The sequence below is a fragment of the Agrobacterium deltaense RV3 genome (assembly GCF_900013505.1).
GTDB lineage: Bacteria > Pseudomonadota > Alphaproteobacteria > Rhizobiales > Rhizobiaceae > Agrobacterium > Agrobacterium leguminum.
Genome location: NZ_LT009745.1, coordinates 1476261 through 1494576, shown reverse-complemented (window position 1 = coordinate 1494576; position 18316 = coordinate 1476261). Strand labels below are relative to the sequence as shown.

Below are 18316 nucleotides of genomic sequence, written 5' to 3'. Positions count from 1 at the left end.
GTCATTTTTAAGCGCAAAGACGCTATAATCAGGGGGCAAAGGGTTAATCCGTTCGCATTGGGAACCGGGTTATGCCCGTTCAGGGAGAGTTGGGTTGAAAGATTTGATTGAGTTGTTCTGGCTGCGTTATACGGAACTGCAATCTGCCGTTGGTAAGAACGAAGCCGACAAGATCGCAGTGCTGGAGCGTGAACTGGAGCAGCTTCTCGAGCGGGTCGTCGGACGCAAGACAGAAAATTCCGAAGATATTCGCGAGCAGTTCCGTTTTGCCATCGACCTCCTCAACCACGAGGCGGAGGATCTGGGCTGCGTCCAGCGCAACTCCGAGCTTCTGCGGACGCTCGTTGATCGTTATGTCGGCATGCCTTCGAAGGCCAAAGTCGTTGGTGACGAGGACGAGGACACGCTGGAGTGGCATCATCGCCACCTGATCCTCGATGAAGACATGCTGAACGATCTGGACGATCCCGTCGTGATCGTTACGCCCGGCTACCGCGTTTCGTTCGCCAATTCTCTTGACGCGTTTCAGCGCAATGCGCCGGAAGGGCTTGTGGGTTGCCATATTGCGGAGCTGGTCGGCGTCCACCGTTTCCAGAACGATCTCAGGGACAAGCTCGACAATTGTTTCAAGGGTGATACGTCGAAGTATACCTACGCGGAAGACCAGAACGGCCGTACGATCGTGAAATCGTTGGAAATGTCGCCGTGTTATTCATCTGCCTACAAACTTGTTGGCGCGATGGTCGTCATCCGTGAAATCGAGGATCGCAGACGCCGCGCCACGGCGTGACGTTACACGTCCGTCTCTGACGACCATCCTTTTACGTCGGGAATATCGTTTCCCATATCGTCGCGATGGACCATGCGGAAGATGCATCCGCAAGGAGCTTCGTCGCCATGGCCAGGCAGGAAATCACCAGCAGCGGGCGGATGATCTTCGCGCCGTTCTTCATGGCGAAGCGGGAGCCGATCTGTGCGCCGATGAACTGGCCGACGCCCATGGCGAGGCCGAGCTTCCACAAAACCGCACCACCTATCGCAAACACAACGAAACCGCCGAAGTTCGAGCCGAGGTTCAGAAGCTTGGTGTGGGCGGTTGCTTTCAACATGCCGAAACCGGCAAGCGCCACGAAGGCGAGCATGTAGAAGGAACCCGCGCCGGGGCCGAAAACACCGTCGTAGAAGCCCACCAGCGGCGCGACGGTGAAGCCGAACACGAAGGGTGTGATGCGGCGGTGGCTGTCGATATCGCTGAGCTGCGGCTTGAAGGCGAAATAGATCGCAATCGCGATCAGCAGGAACGGCATGATGGTGCGCAGCACGCTCGAAGGCACGAAGCCGGCGGCGACCGCGCCAAGCCCGCCGCCAAGCATGGCCATGACGGCCATGGGCAATTGTTCCCTCAGATTGACATGGCCGCGCCGGGCATAAGCGATGGTGGCGGAGGCCGAGCCGAATTGCGATTGCAGCTTGTTGGTGCCGAGCGTGTCGAGCGGTGCAATGCCCATGATCAGCATCGCCGGAATGGTGATGAGACCGCCGCCACCGGCAATGGAATCGATAAAGCCGGCAAAGATGGCGACGCAGAAAAGGACGATGAAAACGTTGAGGGCGATGTCTTGCACTTGATATGTCCAGACGGGCGGAAGGAGAGGGCTTCTTCTTTCACCGAAAGGGCCATGGCGCAATCTCTTTCTCTGCGTCCGGCAACGGGCAGGGGATTGCGGTGTGGCCGCTTATCGCTATGTTTCCGTGGCGCGTCGCCGGAAGGGCGGATGACGCCTGATACAGATGGATGAGGGCATTATGCATAAAGTGATATTCGATACGGACCCAGGTGTGGATGATGCGATGGCGCTTCTTTTTCTGCACCGTCACCCCGATATCGATCTGATCGGCGTCACCACGGTTTTCGGCAATGCGCCTATCGACATCACCACCCGCAATGCGCTCTTCCTCAAGCGGGAATGGCAGATGACAGCGCCGGTCGCAAAAGGCGCGGGCGTGACCTTTGATCCCGCCCGCAAGGAAGGCCATTGGCCGACCTTCATCCACGGCGAAAACGGCCTCGGCGATATCGATATCCCTGAAACCATCGACCTGCCGCTCGATCCGCGCCCCGCACATCGCTTCATCATCGAGACGGTGAAGGCCAATCCAGGTGAGGTGACGCTGATCGCCGTCGGCCGCATGACCAATCTGGCGCTGGCACTGCGTGAGGAACCGGATTTTGCGGCGCTGGTGAAGGAAGTCATCGTCATGGGCGGCGCCTTCGACATAAACGGCAATGTCTCGCCGGCGGCCGAGGCCAATATTCACGGCGATCCGGAAGCGGCCGATCTCGTTTTCACCGCGCCGTGGCGCGTGGTCGTCGTCGGTCTGGACGTGACGACGAAAACCGTGATGACCAGCGCCTTCATGGCGGAGATGGCAGAGGCGGGCGGCAAGCCGGTGCAGCTGCTTTCGGACCTGTCGCAATTCTATATCGATTTCTACAAGACCCGTACCGGTGACGGCATGGTGGTGCATGACAGCTGCGCCTGCGTTTATCTCGTCGCGCCGGAACTGTTTACCACCCGCAGCGGCCCGGTGCGTGTCGTCTGCGGCGGGCTTGCCGATGGCCAGACGATCCAGAGGCCGGATGGCCGCGCCTTTCCGCCGGGCGACTGGGACGGGCATCCGAGCCAGCTCATCTGCACGGATATCGAGCCGGAGCGCGTGCTTTCGGTCATCCGCGCGGCAATTGTGAAGGGTGAGCACGGCTGAAGGGCAGGAATGGCCGTTCTTGAGCATGGCTTGCCTTGCATTTTCCAAGAATCTGGCGTTATGCAAGTTCCCTGATCATAGTGCGCGATCCGCCTTGCCGGCGGGGCTGAGAAGGCCGTGCCGGAAGGACGGGCGGATCACCGCTATGCGGCGTGGGCCGAGAAAAGCCTTGTAGGTTTTCCCGTGCTTTGCGCTACAATGAATAACGCCTGCCGGGTCGGTTCGTGTCGGCGGCGTTTAACAACAAAAAACGAACCTTCGTTATGGGCCGGCAGAACCGGTCCATTCCCATGAGGAAAGAGATGGAAGAGTTTCACAAGGTCCGGCGTCTGCCGCAATACGTCTTCGAACAGGTCAACCGTTTGAAAGCGAGCGCGCGAGCGGCCGGGGCCGATATCATCGATCTCGGCATGGGCAATCCCGACCTTCCGACCCCGAAGGCCATCGTCGACAAGCTTTGCGAGGTCGTTCAGGACCCGCGCACCCATCGTTATTCCTCGTCCAAGGGCATTCCCGGCCTTCGCCGCGCGCAGGCAGCCTATTATGCCCGCCGTTTCGGCGTGAAGCTGAACCCCGACACGCAGGTCGTCGCCACGCTCGGCTCCAAGGAAGGCTTCGCCAATATGGCGCAGGCCATCACCGCACCGGGTGACGTGATCCTGTGTCCGAACCCCACCTATCCGATCCATGCCTTCGGCTTCCTGATGGCGGGCGGCGTTATCCGTTCGATGAATGTCGAGCCGGATGACAGCTTCTTCGGACCGCTGGAGCGCGCGGTGCGCCATTCCATTCCGAAGCCACTGGCGTTGATTGTCAACTACCCGTCGAACCCGACGGCGCATGTCGCCTCGCTGGATTTCTACAAGGACGTCATCGCCTTTGCGAAGAAGCACGAGATCATCGTGCTTTCCGACCTTGCCTATTCGGAAATCTATTTCGACGAAAACAATCCGCCGCCATCGGTTCTTGAAGTTCCCGGCGCAATCGACGTTGCGGTGGAGTTCACCTCCATGTCGAAGACCTTCTCCATGCCCGGCTGGCGCATGGGCTTTGCCGTCGGCAACGAGCGGCTGATCGCGGCGCTGACGCGCGTGAAGTCCTATCTCGATTACGGCGCCTTCACGCCGATCCAGGTTGCGGCGACCCATGCGCTGAACGGTGACGGCTCCGACATCGCCGAAGTGCGCAATGTCTATCGCCGGCGCCGCGATGTGATGGTCGATACCTTCGGCAAGGCCGGTTTCGAGGTTCCGCCGCCGGCGGCGACGATGTTCGCCTGGGCGAAGATCCCGGAAAAATTCCGTCATCTCGGTAGCCTGGAATTCTCCAAGCTTCTGGTCGAGAAGGCAGATATCGCCGTTGCTCCCGGCATCGGCTTTGGCGAGATGGGCGACGATTACGTCCGCCTCGCGCTCGTGGAAAACGAGCACCGAATTCGTCAGGCAGCGCGCAATCTGAAGCGTTTCCTGTCGAGCGCAGACGAAACGATGCATAACGTCGTTTCGCTCAACGCCCACAGATAAGGGCAACCCAAGGCGGCCGGGTCCCGGCCGCCACCATCAACAGCAATCAGGAACATACCCATGGCAGATTCATTGAGAATCGGCATAGCGGGGCTCGGCACTGTCGGCGCTTCGCTCGTGCGCATCCTCCAGCAGAGAAGCAACGAACTTGCGATTACCTGCGGACGCGCGATTGAGATTATTGCCGTGAGTGCGCGCGACCGTTCGCGCGACCGTGGCATTGATCTTGCGGGTATTACCTGGTTCGACACGCCCGAGCAGCTGGCGAGCGAAGCGGAGATCGACGTGTTCGTCGAACTGGTCGGCGGTGCTTCCGGTCAGGCGGAAAATGCGGTGCGCGCGGCACTTGCACGCGGTCTCCATGTGGTGACAGCCAACAAGGCGCTGCTGGCCAAGCATGGCGTCGAATTGGCGACCATTGCCGAAGACAAGGGCGCGCTTCTTAATTTCGAAGCGGCGGTAGCCGGCGGTATCCCCGTCATCAAGGCACTGCGCGAATCCTTGACCGGCAACCATGTGTCGCGCATCTACGGCATCATGAACGGCACCTGCAACTACATCCTGACCAAGATGGAGAAGGAAGGGCTGTCCTTCGAGGCCTGTCTGAAGGAAGCGCAGCGGCTCGGTTACGCGGAGGCCGATCCGGCCTTCGATATTGAGGGCAACGATACGGCCCACAAGCTGGCAATCCTGACGACGCTTGCCTTTGGCAACAAGATTTCGGCCGATGACATCTATCTGGAAGGCATCACCAATATCTCCAGCGAGGACATTCAGGCGGCCGCCGAACTCGGTTATCGCATCAAGCTTCTCGGCGTGGCGCAGGTGACCGAATCCGGCATCGAGCAGCGCGTGCATCCGACCATGGTACCGCTCGATTCCGTTATCGCCCAGGTGGATGGCGTCACCAATGCGGTGGCGATCGAATCCGATATTCTCGGCGAATTGCTGATGGTTGGTCCGGGTGCGGGCGGCAACGCCACGGCGTCTGCCGTGCTTGGCGACATTGCCGATATCGCCAAGAGCCGTCCGGGGGCCCAGCAGGTGCCCGTTCTCGGCCGTCCGGCAAAATCGCTGACGGAATACCGCCGCGCCAAGATGAAGAGCCATGAGGGCGGTTATTTCATCCGCCTGACGGTGAAGGATCAGGCCGGCGTCTTCGCCTCCATCGCCACCCGCATGGCGGATAACAATATCTCGCTGGAATCCATCGTGCAGCGCCAGCGCGTGCACGTGGAAGGCGCGCCGCAGACCATCATCCTCGTTACCCACGCGACGATGGAAGATGCGATCCGGAAGGCCGTGAAGGCGATCAAGAACGAGAAATATCTCGTCAGCGAACCGCAGGTTATCCGGATCGAGCGCACCTGAGACGCTTCGTCATCTTGATGTTATCGAGGGCCGCGCTTCCGGATGGAGGCGCGGTTTTTCGTTCTATGGCTGCCCGCATCGTGCCGGTAGTCTCGCGCCCATAAAATTTGGGGGGACGGCGTCGGAAGCGCTGGAAAACAAGGCGATTCGGCACTATGGTTAATCCAGTTCACCAAGCGAGGGAGGCGTGGCCGTGACATCGATCATCCTGTTCAAGGACAATAAGCGCGCAGGCTTTGCGGCCGCCCATCACCGGGCGCGGCCTCACAATGCCAATGACAATATTCGCAGCATGGAATTCGATATGGGGAAGCATGAGCGCAACTGGTGTTCGCTTGCCGTGTTCTCACTGCTGCTGCTTGTTGGCGCGGTCTCGATCGTCAGCCCGTTTTTCTCGATTTTTTCGGTGTGAATCCTCATAAGCGCGTTTTTGCTTGAAAAACGCGCCATCGCCATTTAGCCCGTTTTAGAGCGCGATTGGGCGCATGACAGGATGAATGGACAGCATGGCAATGATGGAGCCGGCCGATACCGTGGCCCGCGCGTTTCTAAGCGTGGAGCGGTCGGCGACAGAACAGCGCTGGGTGTCGCGGCTGGATCAGGCCGGGCAAAACCGCGCGCTGGCGATGTCCCAGATCCACGCTATTCCAGAACTGATCGCACGGGTGCTTGCCGGGCGCGGTGTGGGTGTTGATGACGCCCTGGCGTTCCTCGAGCCGACCATCCGTTCCCTGATGCCCGATCCGCATGTGCTGACCGATTGCGAAAAGGCCGCCGAGCGGCTGGTGCGGGCCATCGAGACAGGCGAGAAGGTGGCGATCTTTGGCGACTACGACGTCGACGGCGCTGCTTCCTCCGCTTTGATGTACCGGTTTCTCGCGCATTTCGGTCTTACACCGGAAATCTATATTCCCGACCGCATTTTCGAGGGCTATGGGCCGAACCCGGCGGCGATGCAGCAACTTGCCGCCAATGGTGCGACGCTGATTGTGACGGTCGATTGCGGTTCCACCAGCCATGAATCGCTGAAGGCCGCCAGGGATGCGGGAACGGATGTGGTGGTGATTGACCACCATCAGGTCGGCACGGAGCTGCCGCCGGCCGTGGCGCTGGTCAATCCCAACCGCGAGGACGATCTTTCGGGGCAGGGGCATCTCTGCGCCGCCGGCGTCGTGTTCCTCGTGCTGGTCGCCACCCTGCGGCTGTTGAAGGAGAGGCGGCACAGGCAGGCCTTCACGCTCGATCTGCTGTCGCTTCTCGATATCGTCGCGCTTGCCACCGTGTGCGATGTGGTGCCGCTGAAGGGGCTCAACCGCGCCTATGTGGTGAAGGGGCTGATTGCCGCGCGCCATATGAACAATGCCGGGCTCGCTGCCTTGTTCAAGAAGGCGGGGCTGGGCGGGCCCGTGACGCCCTATCATTTCGGTTTCCTGATCGGGCCGCGCATCAATGCCGGCGGCCGCATTGGCGACGCTGCGCTCGGCAGCCGTCTCCTGACCATCGACGATGCGTCGCAGGCCGAGGTCATTGCCGAGAGGCTGGATGAGCTGAACCGCGAGCGGCAGGCCATGGAAGCGGCCATGCTGGCGGAAGCCGAAGCTGAGGCGCTGTTCGAATATGGCGACGGCTCGGGTGCGGGCGTCATCGTTACCGCGCGTGAAAACTGGCATCCCGGCATTGTCGGTCTGCTTGCCTCGCGTCTGAAGGATCGCTTCCGTCGTCCCGCCTTCGCCATTGCCTTCGATCCCTCCGGCAAGGGCACCGGTTCAGGCCGTTCGATCAACGGCTTCGATATGGGGCGCATGGTGCGCGCCGCCGTGGAGGCCGGCTTGCTGGTCAAGGGCGGTGGGCATGCCATGGCGGCCGGACTGACGGTGGAGCGCGCCAATCTCGGTAAGCTCAGGACTTTCTTCGAGGAAGCGGCGGCAAAGACCGTGAACGAGCTGGTGGAAAGCAGCGTGCTGAAGATCGACGGTGCTATCGGCGCGTCGGGTGCCACATTGCAGCTTGTCGACCAGCTGGAGCAGGCCGGTCCATATGGCTCCGGTCATTCGCAACCCATCTTTGCCGTGCCGGCGCATCGTCTGCGCGATGTGCGGCTTGTGGGTACAGCTCACGTCAAGATCACGCTGGAGGCCATGGATGGCTCACGGCTGGACGGCATCGCGTTCCGCGCCGCAGAGGCCCCGTTGGGGCAGATGCTGTTGAATGCGCGTGGCAGGAACATTCACGTCGCTGGCACCGTGGGCGCCGATCTCTGGCAGGGCCAGAGGCGCGTTCAACTGCGCGTTCTGGACGCTGCTTTTGCGCCCTGACTTTGCGCAATGACAGGGCCTTCCAGCTATATTGGAATTTCACCGGACACCGGCCCAGGCGAGTGGATGAGACACAACGAGACTTCTTTACGCGATGCGTGAAGATTTTCTTGCAGGCAGCTGATTTTTAAGGAGAAGCAAGTGGCACGCCCTAGGGGAGTCGAACCCCTCTTTTCAGAATGAAAATCTGACGTCCTAACCGATAGACGAAGGGCGCGTGCGCTTGTGGTGTGGCGCCCTTATAGTCAGGCTCCGGTTGGTCCGCAAGCGGAAAAATTGATTTTTCTCGCTTCGTGACGAGTTTTTTTATGGAGGCCGGAAGGGCTGTGGAAAACTGCGCGAGAAATGGCCAAGGCCTTGAAATATCGCCCCTATCGCTGCGCCTCAGTAATGCCCCCATGCCTTGCAGGAGGCCGGGGACGCAGTCTCTAACCCTTAGCTGGCAAAGGCGGCCGGCTCGATGAAGCGGATGCTGTGGGGAGAGCTGAAGGGGAAAGGCAAGCCGGTCGATTTGCCTGTTGGCGTTTCGTCCGGCTTGCCTTCCATCGGGGGGGGGACAGCATTCTAACGTGCCCGACGGGAATCGGTTCCGGCACATTGATCACGCGTGACGAATTTGCCAGCTGATGCGATGTGGTTATATTTTGAAGGGGAGAACACGAAGGCAAGTGGCACGCCCTAGGGGAGTCGAACCCCTCTTTTCAGAATGAAAATCTGACGTCCTAACCGATAGACGAAGGGCGCGTGCGCTTGTGGTGTGGCGCCCTTATAGTCAGGCTCCCGAAGGTCTGCAAGCGGAAAAATGCATGATTTGACAAAAAAATGACATGGGCCTCCAGAAGCCCTGAAAAACAAGGATTCCTGTTTCGTAACAAATGGTTAAACTGCGACGCCGCGCCCATTTTTGTGCGCTTGGCGCTTCGAAAGCGGTGGAATCACGGAATCGAAATCGGCGCGCTCGTGCATGGAGATAAAGATTTCAGCAGGTCTCCAGAAACGAAAACGGGGCCGAAACGGCCCCGCTCGATATACATGTCGATCGCAGTCTCAGTGCAGAATCTGGCTGAGGAACAGCCGGGTACGCTCGTGCTGCGGATTGTCGAAGAACTCGGCGGGCGAGTTCTGTTCGACGATCTGGCCCTGGTCCATGAAGATGACGCGGTTTGCCACCTGGCGGGCGAAGCCCATTTCGTGGGTCACGCACAGCATGGTCATGCCGTCTTCGGCAAGGCTGACCATGGTGTCGAGCACTTCCTTGACCATTTCCGGGTCGAGCGCCGAGGTCGGCTCGTCGAACAGCATGATCTTCGGCTTCATGCAGAGCGAGCGGGCAATCGCCACGCGCTGCTGCTGGCCGCCGGAGAGCTGGCCGGGATATTTGTTCGCCTGCTCGGGGATCTTGACGCGCTTCAGATAGTGCATCGCCACTTCTTCGGCTTCCTTCTTGGGCATCTTGCGAACCCAGATCGGCGCCAGCGTGCAGTTTTCGAGGATCGTCAGATGCGGGAAGAGGTTGAAGTGCTGGAACACCATGCCGACTTCACGACGCACCTCATCGATCTTCTTAAGGTCGTTGGTGAGTTCGATGCCATCGACATTGATCGTGCCCGACTGATGTTCTTCAAGGCGGTTGATGCAGCGGATCATGGTCGATTTGCCCGACCCGGAAGGACCGGCGATAACGATGCGTTCGCCCTTCATGACCTTCAGGTTGATATCGCGCAGCACGTGGAAGTCGCCATACCACTTGTTCATGCCGATGAGTTCGATCGCCACGTCCGTAGTCGAGACGGTCAGTTTTTTTGCTTGGGTTTCTGCCATTTGAGCGTCCCTTATCGTTTATGCCCGGTGTCGAGGTGCCGTTCCATGAACAGCGAATAACGCGACATGCCGAAGCAGAATATCCAGAATACGAAGCCTGCGAAAATATAGCCAGTCATGGCGGTGACGGGCGTGGCCCAGTTCGCATCCGATTGGTTGAGTGTGACAATGCCGAGCAGGTCGAACATGCCGATGATCGAGACCAGCGACGTGTCCTTGAACAGCCCGATGAAGGTGTTGACGATGCCCGGAATGACGAGCTTCAGCGCCTGCGGCAGCACGATCAGCCTCGTCTTCTGCCAGTAGTTCAGGCCGAGCGAATCCGCACCTTCATATTGTCCCTTAGGAATGGCCTGCAGGCCGCCGCGGATCACCTCCGCCATATAGGCCGAGGAGAACAGCGACACGCCGACGAGCGCGCGCAGGAACTTGTCGAAGGTCCAGCCGTCGGGCAGGAACAGCGGCAGCATGATGCTGGCGAAGAACAGGACGGTAATCAGCGGAATGCCACGAATGACCTCGATGAAGAGCACGCAGAGCATCTTGATCACCGGCAGGTTCGACCGCCGGCCGAGCGCCAGAAGAATGCCGAAGGGGAGCGACACCGTGATCCCGAAGAACGACAGGATGAGGGTCACCATCAGGCCGCCCCACAGCTGCGTTTCCACCTTCGGCAGACCGAAGACGCCGCCGATGAGCAGGAAAAACGCAATGAAGGGCAGGATGATGAAAAGCGCCAGCGCATTCAGTCGCTTGAACGGCGCTTTTGGAATCAGCATCGGTATCAGCAGGATGGCGAACGTCACCATCACAAGGATGGGACGCCAGCGTTCGTCGATCGGATAGCGGCCGAAGACGAATTGGCCGAGCTTTGCCGAAACGAAAGCCCAGCACGCACCGGACTGGCCGTCCGGCAGCGCGCCGCCCTGCGAAGCGGTCAGGCAGGCGATACGATCGCTGCCGGTCCATACCGCGTCGATGAACAGCCACTTGATGATCGGCGGCACCAGATAGGCGAGCAGGGCAAGGGCGATAACCGTGAGAACGGTGTCCTTCGGCGTGGCGAAGAGTTTGGTGCGCAGCCAGTGGCCGAAGCCGACGGCGCTCGAGGGCGCGGGTTTGGCGTCCTCGATGGTCTGTCGCACGAATGCGTGATTGCTGATCGTCATCGTTATCGCTCCACCAGGGCCATTTTCGCATTGAACCAGTTCATGACCACGGCCGTGAGCAGGGACAGCGAGAGATAGATGACCAGCCAGATTGCAACGACTTCGACTGCCTGTCCCGTCTGGTTCAGGATCGTACCGCCAACGGAGACGATGTCGGCAAAGCCAACGGCGACCGCAAGCGACGAGTTCTTGGTCAGGTTGAGATACTGGCTCGTCAGCGGCGGGATGATGATACGCATCGCCTGCGGAACGACGATCAGGCGCGTCGTGGTGCTGGAGCGAAGTCCCAGTGCATCCGCAGCTTCCGTCTGACCCTTCGCCACAGCCTTGATGCCGCCGCGAACGATTTCGGCGATAAAGGAGGCGGTGTAGAAGGAAAGCGCCAGGAACAGCGACATGAATTCAGGTGCGACAACCGCGCCGCCCGACAGGTTGAACCGCCCGGCAATCGGATAGTCGAATGTCAGCGGCGCCCCGAGCGCCAGAAACGTCGCCAGCGGCAGGCCGATGATGAGAAGCGTCACCGTTATGCCGGTGCGGAACTGCTGTCCGGTTCTTTCCTGTCTGGCCTTCGCCCAGCGGTAAACAAAGACGCTGAGAACGATGGCGACCAGGAAGGCCAGCGGCACGAGCCAGGTGCCTTCTCCCCACAGCGGCTTGGGATAGAAGAAGCCGCGATTGTTGAGGTAGGCTCCAAGCGGAAGCTCGAGCGACTCGCGCGCCTGCGGCAGAACCGAGATGACGCCCTTGTACCAGAAGAAGATGACGAGCAGCGGCGGGATGTTGCGGAAGATTTCCACATAGGCCTGCGCAAGTTTCGAAATCAGCCAGTTATTGGACAGCCGGGCGATGCCGACGATGAAACCGATGATCGAGGCGGCGATGATGCCGAAAAATGCAACCTGGATCGTGTTGAGAATGCCAACGAGCAATGCCCGGCCATAGGTCGCGTCGCTGGTATAAGCGATCAGCGACTGGCCGATATCGAAACCGGCTCTTCCGTTGAGGAAGCCGAAGCCGGACGAGATGTTTGACCGTTGAAGATTGGTGATCGTATTCGTCACGATGATCCAGACGAAGGCGGCCAGGACGACGACTGTCAGGACCTGATAAAAAATGCCGCGTATGCGTGGATCGTAGATAAGTGACGACGCGCTTTGCGCGCGCGATCGTTGCGAACTGACCGCGTTGCCTGCCATAGGCACCTTTCCCTTTTATGTGCTCTTTGCGAGCTTATTTATATAATTTGAAGCGGAGGCCGGGCGTTGCCCAGCCTCCTTATGATCTAGCCGGTAATGGGGCCGATCAACGGACCGGCGGTGCGTATTGCAGGCCGCCCTTGGTCCACAGCGCGTTCTGGCCACGCTCGATCTTCAGCGGAGAGCCAGCGCCGACGTTGCGGTCGAAGACTTCGCCGTAGTTACCCACCAGCTTGATGATGTTGTAGGCCCAGTCGTTGGTCACGCCGAGATCGGTACCGATCTTGGTGCCTTCTTCCGTGCCGAGCAGGCGCTTCACATCCGGATTGGCGCTGTTCTTCTGCTCATCGACATTCTTGGAGGTGATGCCAAGCTCTTCGGCGTTGACCATCGCATAGTGAACCCAGGTCACGATGTCGAACCATTGGTCGTCACCCTGGCGAACGGCCGGGCCAAGCGGTTCCTTGGAGATGACTTCCGGCAGAACGACGTTTTCGTCCGGGTTCTTCAGCTTCAGGCGGATCGCGTAAAGGCCAGACTGGTCAGTGGTGTAGACGTCGCAACGGCCAGCATCATAAGCAGAGGTCGCGTCGGCTTCCTTTTCGAAAACCACCGGGTTGTATTGCAGATTGTTAGTCTTGAAGTAGTCGGCGAGGTTGAGCTCCGTAGTCGTGCCGGTCTGCACGCAGACGGCAGCGCCGGAAAGCTCAAGAGCGGACTTCACGTTGAGGCTCTTCTTGGCGATGAAGCCCTGGCCGTCGTAGTAGTTGACGGTACGGAAGTTGAAGCCCAGCGACGTGTCGCGGCTGATCGTCCAGGTGGTGTTACGGGTCAGAACGTCGACTTCACCGGACTGGAGAGCCGGGAATCGGTCCTTGCTCGAAAGTGCGACGAACTTGGCTTTCGAAGGATCACCGAAAACCGCAGTGGCAATACCACGGCAATAGTCCACGTCGATACCGGACCATTCGCCCTTGTCATCGGGATTGGAGAATCCCGGAATGCCGGCGCTGACGCCGCAGGTGACGAAACCCTTGCCCTTCACATCCTGAAGCGTCGCAGCCGAAGCGACCGAGGCTCCTCCCAAAACTGCTGCGCCGATGGCGGCCGACAGAATTGCCTTTTTCATTTTTCCCAACCTTTGTTTGTTATCGTCACTTGGAAGGGGACCGGCATGTTTGTCTTCCCCAGCTCCCCCTTCAGCGAGATCTTTTTCGATCCGCTTTTTCTATCACAATCGCAATTGGCAGCGGGGTCAAGACGTGCGGGCAATAATTGTGCCTATAAAACGGAATTTTCCAAATTTTGGTCGGGAAGTGTGCAAAGGGTGAAAATATAAGCATATTTTTGCGGAAATTTGCACTTGCACAGTATTTGTATACTTCTTGTATTCTGATTGGCGATGCGTCAATCCGACCTGCCCAGGCGTCCCTGCGGGACTTGACCTTGCGTTGCGCTCTTAGCATTGTCGCACGCGTCAATGTTCCTTCGAAAGCTGATCTGAAATGACCAAGACAAATGACCTGCTTTCCGCCGCAGGTGTGAATACGCGCCTGACCCATGGCGGCAACGATCCCGCGGACTGTTTCGGTTTCGTCAATCCGCCCATCGTGCGCGGTTCGACCGTGCTTTTTCCCGACGCGGAGACGCTTTCGACCGAAAACCAGAAATATACCTATGGCACGCACGGCACGCCGACGACGGACGCTTTGTGCAATCTCGTCAACGAGCTGGAAGGGTCTGCCGGAACCATTCTCGTGCCCTCGGGCCTTGCGGCCATCACCGTGCCGTTCCTTGCCTATCTCGGCGCCGGCGATCATGCGCTGATCGTCGATTCCGTCTATTTTCCGACGCGCCGTTTCTGCAATACGATGCTGAAGAAGCTCGGTGTAGAGGTGGAATATTACGACCCGGCAATCGGGGAGGGCATTGAGTCTCTCATCCGGCCGAACACCAAGCTGGTACATCTGGAAGCGCCGGGCTCCAACACCTTCGAGATCCAGGATGTCAGGCTGATCACCGATATCGCTCACCGCCATGATTGCGTGGTGACGATGGACAATACCTGGGCGACTCCGCTTTATTTCAAGCCGCTCGATTTCGGCGTCGATGTCTCCATTCACGCCGCCACCAAATATCCCTCGGGTCATTCGGATGTGCTGATGGGCTTCGTTTCGGCCAATGAAAAGCACTGGAAGGCGCTTTATCAGGCCAATACCAATCTCGGCATCTGCGTCACCTCCGACGATGCCTACCAGATCCTGCGCGGCATGCGCACCATGGGAATAAGGCTGGAGCACCACCAGAAAAGCGCGCTCGATATCGCCACATGGCTGGAGAGCCGTGACGACGTCGTCCGTGTGCTGCATCCAGCGCTGCCGAGCTTTGCCGGGCACGAGCTCTGGAAACGCGATTTCAAGGGCGCAAGCGGTGTCTTCTCCTTCGTGCTGAAGGCGGAAGAGGGCAAATACAAGCAGGCGGCGGCCGCCTTCCTCAATGCGCTGACCTTCTTCGGGCTCGGCTATTCCTGGGGCGGATACGAATCGCTTGCCGTTTCGGTCTCGCTTGTCGACAGAACCATCGCCAAGGGCCCCTCGGAAGGGCCGGTTATCCGCCTGCAGATCGGGCTTGAGGATATCGCCGATCTCAAGAAGGACCTTGAGGCCGGGTTTGCGGCTGCGGCCGGGGTTTGACCTCAGCCTTTGGCGCGATAGCCGTAGAGCCAGTCGAAGTCCTTCAGGAAGGCGTCGGTGGGCCGCGTGGAAAACACGAAGTCCCGCGCAATACGCACCGGGCCTCTCGCGTGATAGGCAAAACGATTGAGAGAGGCCCGCTTGCGGGCCTTTTCTATGCGCGGCAGGCGCAGGGCCTCGAAGCTGGCAAGGGCCTGCGGCAAGGGCAGGGGCTTTTCCGCATTGCCGCCTGCCGTTGCTCCCGCAAGTTCAAACGCATCCTCTATCGCCATGGCCGCGCCCTGTGCGGCGAAGGGCATCATGGCATGCGCCGCATCGCCGATCAGCACCGTGTCGCGGCCATTGTGCCAGCGGCCCGAGCCGGCCTGATAGAGCGGCCAGAAGGTCGGATTCTCTGACGAATCGAGCAATCGGACGATATCCGGGCTGAAGCCGCGAAACTGTTCCAGCAGCATGGCTTTCTGCCGCCCGCTCGATTCCGCCCGCCAGGTTGCGCCGGGGTCGGCACCGAGCGCGATGGCGACGATGTTGAAACCGCCGACTTCCTTCAGCGGATAGGCGACGATATGGCCGCCGGAACCGAGATAGGCGGTCACTGCGCTCTTGTTGATGGCTGACGGCACGTCATTTGCGGCAACGGTGAAGCGCCAGGCAATATTGCCGGAGAAGGTGGCTTTGGGGGCGGAAGGGACCGCGAAGCGGGCCGCCGACCAGACGCCGTCCGCGCCGACGATAAGATCATGGTCACGGAAGGTGGTTGCGGCAATCACGTCCGCCGTCGCGTTTTCAATGCGCTTGCCGAGATGCAGGCGGCAGAGCGGGTTGCGTGTCACCGCCTGGAGAAGCGCATTCTGCAGCGTCGAGCGGTGCAGCACGCCATAGGGTGCGCCCCAGCGTGTGCGCGCCACCGCGCCCATCGGCAGCGAGAGCAGCGTGGCAAGCGATTTTCCGGAGGCGAGTTCGACGCTGACCGGTTCGGTCCAGCGCTCTTCGATTTCCGGCAGCACGCCGAGTTCGGCGAGAATGCGTGCGGCATTGGGCGAGAGTTGCAGGCCTGCGCCCACTTCCGTCAGCTCACCGGCCTGCTCGATGATGTCACAGTCGATACCGTACCGGGCAAAGGAAAGGGCAGCGGTGAGACCGGCGATGCCGGCACCGACAATGGCTACGGATTTGATGGGCATTGGTGCGCCCCGATCAGGAAAAGGGGAAGGTCAGGCGGCCTTCACATGGAAGACGCAGCCCGGAGGATTGGTCTGCTCGGCCTTCAGCGACGGATTGTAGCGGTAAAGGGTGGAGCAGTAGGAACAGACCTTCTCGTTGTCGTCGCCCATATCGATGAAGATATGCGGATGATCGTAAGGAACGGAAGCGCCGGTGCACATGAATTCCTTGACGCCGATCTCGATCATGCGGTGTCCGCCATCGTTCTGGAAGTGGGGAATGGAATGCCCGGCCATGTTCGTCTCCAAATGCAATATCGTTACCGAGCCGCAATCCGTCTTCGCGTGCCGGCTCGTCGTTGCGGATATGTAGCCTCAAACGCATTGCATCTCCATAAAAATCGTCAGCAAAACATGTTCAACATTGCTAATTCCTGCCATATGGTCCGGCAAAAAGGATGTCCTTGATGAATCTCAACACGCCGCAGTTTTCCGATTTTTCCCATGACGGCCTTCGCCTTGCCTATTTCGACGAGGGCGATCCGGCGGGCGAACCGGTTCTGCTGATCCACGGCTTCGCCTCCAGCGCCAATGTCAACTGGGTGCATCCCGGCTGGCTGAAAACATTGGGGGATGCGGGCTACCGGGTGATAGCCATCGACAATCGCGGCCACGGCGCAAGCGACAAGCCGCACGATTCCGAAGCCTATTATCCTCCGGTCATGGCCGAGGATGCGGTGGCGCTGCTCAACCATCTCGGCATCGCCGAAGCGCATGTGATGGGCTATTCCATGGGCGCGCGCATTTCCGCCTTTCTGGCCATGGCGCATCCGGAGCGCGTGCGTTCGCTGGTCTTCGGCGGGCTCGGCATCGGCATGGTCGAAGGTGTCGGCGACTGGGACCCGATTGCCGAGGCGCTTCTCGCACCTTCGCTCGATGTCGTCACCCATGAGCGCGGCCGCATGTTCCGCGCCTTCGCCGACCAGACGAAAAGCGACCGGCTGGCGCTGGCTGCCTGTATCGAGACGTCGCGGGTTCTCGTCACGCGCGAACAGGCTGAGAAAATCGATGCGCCAACGCTGATCGCGGTCGGAACGAAGGACGATATCGCCGGTTCCGGTGCGGAGCTTGCCGCGATCATGCCGCATGCGCGGGCGATCGATATTCCCGGCCGCGACCACATGCTGGCCGTCGGCGACCGGGTGTTCAAGGCGGCGGTGCTGGAATTTTACCGCTCGCTTTGACCCGGAGCATTTCCGGGAAAAGCGGAGCCCGGTTTTCCGTCCGGAAATGCGGCAACGCTGAGGACGGCAAGAAACGGTTTTTCATGCTGCATGAAGAAAAACTGAAGCCTTGCCGCCTTTAAAGTCGTCATTCGAATCCCATTTCTAATGCACGTCTTTTTCTGTATAAAGAACGACCACTGCAAACGAGGAGACCATTCATGGTCGCACGTACCGAGGCCCGTCAGCCCGAACAGCTGGCGATCGTCGATCCCATCTGGGGCAGCCTGCTCAATGAAGCCCGTAGCGCCGCGGCGCAGGATCCGCTGCTTTCGGCCTTCCTTTATTCGACGATCCTCAATCACCGGTCTCTCGAAGAATGTGTGATCTACCGCATCTGCGAACTCCTCGATCATCCCGACATGCAGGCCGTGCTTCTGCGCCAGACCTTCCAGGACATGCTGGATGACTGGCCGGAATGGGGAAGCGTGCTGCGCGTCGACATTCAGGCCGTTTACGACCGCGATCCGGCCTGCACGCGCTTCATGGAGCCGCTCCTCTATTTCAAGGGGTTTCAGGCCATCCAGACCCATAGGCTCGCCCACTGGCTGCTGCAGAAGGGCCGTAAGGACTTCGCGTTTTATCTGCAGAGCCGCTCTTCGAGCATTTTCCAGACAGATATCAATCCGGCCGCGCGCATCGGGAAGGGCATCTTCCTCGATCATGCCACCGGGCTGGTGGTCGGTGAGACCGCCGTGATCGGCGACAACGTCTCCATCCTTCACGGCGTCACGCTCGGCGGTACCGGCAAGGAAGGCGCCGACCGCCATCCGAAGATCGCCAATGGCGTGATGATTGGGGCCGGGGCGAAAATCCTCGGCAATATCGAGATCGGCAGCTGCTCGCGCATCGCCGCCGGTTCGGTGGTGCTGAAGCCGGTTCCGCCCAAGACGACCGTTGCCGGCGTGCCGGCGCGTGTGGTGGGAGAAGCAGGGTGTTCCGAACCCTCGCGCCTGATGGACCAGCTTATCGGGGCCGATATCTGACCGGCCCTGTCGCGCCCCGATGGGGCC

Annotated in this window: 16 protein-coding genes and 2 tRNA genes; 9 read left to right on the top strand and 9 right to left on the bottom strand. The window is 59.8% G+C overall.

Annotated features, from left to right (window positions below; genetic code table 11):
• Nucleotides 1-94 precede the first annotated feature (94 nt).
• The gene (locus AGR7B_RS07600; protein ID WP_035240634.1) at nucleotides 95-790 is read left to right on the top strand and encodes a hypothetical protein; all 696 of its coding nucleotides are present in this window, start codon (nucleotides 95-97) and stop codon (nucleotides 788-790) included.
• 31 nt (nucleotides 791-821) lie between these two features.
• On the opposite strand, the gene AGR7B_RS07595 is transcribed toward AGR7B_RS07600, so the two are convergent.
• Nucleotides 822-1625, bottom strand: a complete 804-nt coding sequence (locus tag AGR7B_RS07595; protein WP_080856384.1) for a TSUP family transporter — start codon at nucleotides 1623-1625, stop codon at nucleotides 822-824.
• A 181-nt stretch (nucleotides 1626-1806) separates the two neighbouring features.
• Between AGR7B_RS07595 and AGR7B_RS07590 the strand changes: the two genes are divergently transcribed.
• From AGR7B_RS07590 to recJ, 5 genes are all read left to right on the top strand, one after another.
• On the top strand, nucleotides 1807-2766 hold the full coding sequence (locus AGR7B_RS07590) for a nucleoside hydrolase (protein WP_080857019.1): 960 nt from the start codon (nucleotides 1807-1809) through the stop codon (nucleotides 2764-2766).
• 302 nt (nucleotides 2767-3068) lie between these two features.
• Nucleotides 3069-4289, top strand: coding sequence for an LL-diaminopimelate aminotransferase (locus tag AGR7B_RS07585; protein ID WP_035260789.1), 1221 nt, complete (start codon nucleotides 3069-3071; stop codon nucleotides 4287-4289).
• A gap of 60 nt (nucleotides 4290-4349) precedes the next feature.
• A complete protein-coding gene (locus tag AGR7B_RS07580; RefSeq protein ID WP_080856383.1) occupies nucleotides 4350-5660 on the top strand; it encodes a homoserine dehydrogenase in 1311 nt (436 codons plus the stop codon).
• A 187-nt stretch (nucleotides 5661-5847) separates the two neighbouring features.
• Nucleotides 5848-6072 carry a hypothetical protein gene (locus AGR7B_RS25830; protein ID WP_161987935.1) on the top strand — a complete coding sequence of 75 codons (225 nt, stop codon included), beginning with the start codon at nucleotides 5848-5850 and terminating at the stop codon, nucleotides 6070-6072.
• A gap of 94 nt (nucleotides 6073-6166) precedes the next feature.
• A complete protein-coding gene (gene recJ / locus AGR7B_RS07570; protein ID WP_080857018.1) occupies nucleotides 6167-7975 on the top strand; it encodes a single-stranded-DNA-specific exonuclease RecJ in 1809 nt (602 codons plus the stop codon).
• A 142-nt stretch (nucleotides 7976-8117) separates the two neighbouring features.
• Here the strand turns inward: recJ and AGR7B_RS07565 are convergent.
• The 6 genes from AGR7B_RS07565 to AGR7B_RS07540 form a co-directional block, all read right to left on the bottom strand.
• A tRNA-Glu gene (locus tag AGR7B_RS07565) sits at nucleotides 8118-8192 on the bottom strand.
• 452 nt (nucleotides 8193-8644) lie between these two features.
• Nucleotides 8645-8719: transfer RNA gene (locus AGR7B_RS07560), tRNA-Glu, on the bottom strand.
• A 303-nt stretch (nucleotides 8720-9022) separates the two neighbouring features.
• Nucleotides 9023-9796, bottom strand: coding sequence for an amino acid ABC transporter ATP-binding protein (locus AGR7B_RS07555; protein WP_003524857.1), 774 nt, complete (start codon nucleotides 9794-9796; stop codon nucleotides 9023-9025).
• A gap of 11 nt (nucleotides 9797-9807) precedes the next feature.
• Nucleotides 9808-10965, bottom strand: a complete 1158-nt coding sequence (locus tag AGR7B_RS07550; RefSeq protein WP_065655013.1) for an amino acid ABC transporter permease — start codon at nucleotides 10963-10965, stop codon at nucleotides 9808-9810.
• Nucleotides 10966-10967: 2 nt separating this feature from the next.
• The gene (locus tag AGR7B_RS07545) at nucleotides 10968-12164 is read right to left on the bottom strand and encodes an amino acid ABC transporter permease (RefSeq protein ID WP_065655014.1); all 1197 of its coding nucleotides are present in this window, start codon (nucleotides 12162-12164) and stop codon (nucleotides 10968-10970) included.
• Between the two features lie 106 nt (nucleotides 12165-12270).
• Nucleotides 12271-13293 carry an amino acid ABC transporter substrate-binding protein gene (locus AGR7B_RS07540; RefSeq protein ID WP_065655015.1) on the bottom strand — a complete coding sequence of 341 codons (1023 nt, stop codon included), beginning with the start codon at nucleotides 13291-13293 and terminating at the stop codon, nucleotides 12271-12273.
• 376 nt (nucleotides 13294-13669) lie between these two features.
• On the opposite strand from AGR7B_RS07540, the gene AGR7B_RS07535 reads away from it, so the two are divergent.
• Nucleotides 13670-14857: a cystathionine beta-lyase gene (locus tag AGR7B_RS07535; protein ID WP_080856382.1), complete on the top strand. Its 1188-nt coding sequence runs from the start codon at nucleotides 13670-13672 to the stop codon at nucleotides 14855-14857.
• A gap of 2 nt (nucleotides 14858-14859) precedes the next feature.
• Here AGR7B_RS07535 and AGR7B_RS07530 read toward each other — a convergent pair whose 3' ends face one another.
• Both AGR7B_RS07530 and AGR7B_RS07525 read right to left on the bottom strand, forming a co-directional pair.
• Entirely contained in the window at nucleotides 14860-16041 is a 1182-nt protein-coding gene (locus AGR7B_RS07530; RefSeq protein WP_080856381.1) for an FAD-dependent monooxygenase, read from the bottom strand.
• A gap of 30 nt (nucleotides 16042-16071) precedes the next feature.
• Nucleotides 16072-16317 (bottom strand): zinc-finger domain-containing protein, encoded by a 246-nt coding sequence (locus AGR7B_RS07525; protein WP_035261222.1) that lies wholly within the window; start codon nucleotides 16315-16317, stop codon nucleotides 16072-16074.
• Between the two features lie 170 nt (nucleotides 16318-16487).
• Here AGR7B_RS07525 and AGR7B_RS07520 point away from each other — a divergent pair, with 170 nt between their 5' ends.
• Both AGR7B_RS07520 and cysE read left to right on the top strand, forming a co-directional pair.
• Nucleotides 16488-17264 (top strand): alpha/beta fold hydrolase, encoded by a 777-nt coding sequence (locus AGR7B_RS07520; protein ID WP_080857017.1) that lies wholly within the window; start codon nucleotides 16488-16490, stop codon nucleotides 17262-17264.
• Between the two features lie 200 nt (nucleotides 17265-17464).
• Nucleotides 17465-18289, top strand: coding sequence for a serine O-acetyltransferase (gene cysE / locus AGR7B_RS07515; RefSeq protein WP_065115719.1), 825 nt, complete (start codon nucleotides 17465-17467; stop codon nucleotides 18287-18289).
• Nucleotides 18290-18316 lie beyond the last annotated feature (27 nt).

What these genes read in the sequence shown, in the direction of transcription:
- AGR7B_RS07580 (WP_080856383.1), top strand. Translation starts at nt 4,350, where the DNA reads ATGGCAGATTCATTGAGAATCGGCATAGCGGGGCTCGGCACTGTCGGC.
- recJ (WP_080857018.1), top strand. Translation starts at nt 6,167, where the DNA reads ATGGCAATGATGGAGCCGGCCGATACCGTGGCCCGCGCGTTTCTAAGC.
- AGR7B_RS07540 (WP_065655015.1), bottom strand. Translation starts at nt 13,293, where the DNA reads ATGAAAAAGGCAATTCTGTCGGCCGCCATCGGCGCAGCAGTTTTGGGA.
- AGR7B_RS07585 (WP_035260789.1), top strand. Translation starts at nt 3,069, where the DNA reads ATGGAAGAGTTTCACAAGGTCCGGCGTCTGCCGCAATACGTCTTCGAA.
- AGR7B_RS07520 (WP_080857017.1), top strand. Translation starts at nt 16,488, where the DNA reads ATGAATCTCAACACGCCGCAGTTTTCCGATTTTTCCCATGACGGCCTT.
- AGR7B_RS07550 (WP_065655013.1), bottom strand. Translation starts at nt 10,965, where the DNA reads ATGACGATCAGCAATCACGCATTCGTGCGACAGACCATCGAGGACGCC.
- AGR7B_RS07525 (WP_035261222.1), bottom strand. Translation starts at nt 16,317, where the DNA reads ATGGCCGGGCATTCCATTCCCCACTTCCAGAACGATGGCGGACACCGC.
- AGR7B_RS07545 (WP_065655014.1), bottom strand. Translation starts at nt 12,164, where the DNA reads ATGGCAGGCAACGCGGTCAGTTCGCAACGATCGCGCGCGCAAAGCGCG.
- cysE (WP_065115719.1), top strand. Translation starts at nt 17,465, where the DNA reads ATGGTCGCACGTACCGAGGCCCGTCAGCCCGAACAGCTGGCGATCGTC.
- AGR7B_RS07555 (WP_003524857.1), bottom strand. Translation starts at nt 9,796, where the DNA reads ATGGCAGAAACCCAAGCAAAAAAACTGACCGTCTCGACTACGGACGTG.
- AGR7B_RS07535 (WP_080856382.1), top strand. Translation starts at nt 13,670, where the DNA reads ATGACCAAGACAAATGACCTGCTTTCCGCCGCAGGTGTGAATACGCGC.
- AGR7B_RS07530 (WP_080856381.1), bottom strand. Translation starts at nt 16,041, where the DNA reads ATGCCCATCAAATCCGTAGCCATTGTCGGTGCCGGCATCGCCGGTCTC.
- AGR7B_RS07590 (WP_080857019.1), top strand. Translation starts at nt 1,807, where the DNA reads ATGCATAAAGTGATATTCGATACGGACCCAGGTGTGGATGATGCGATG.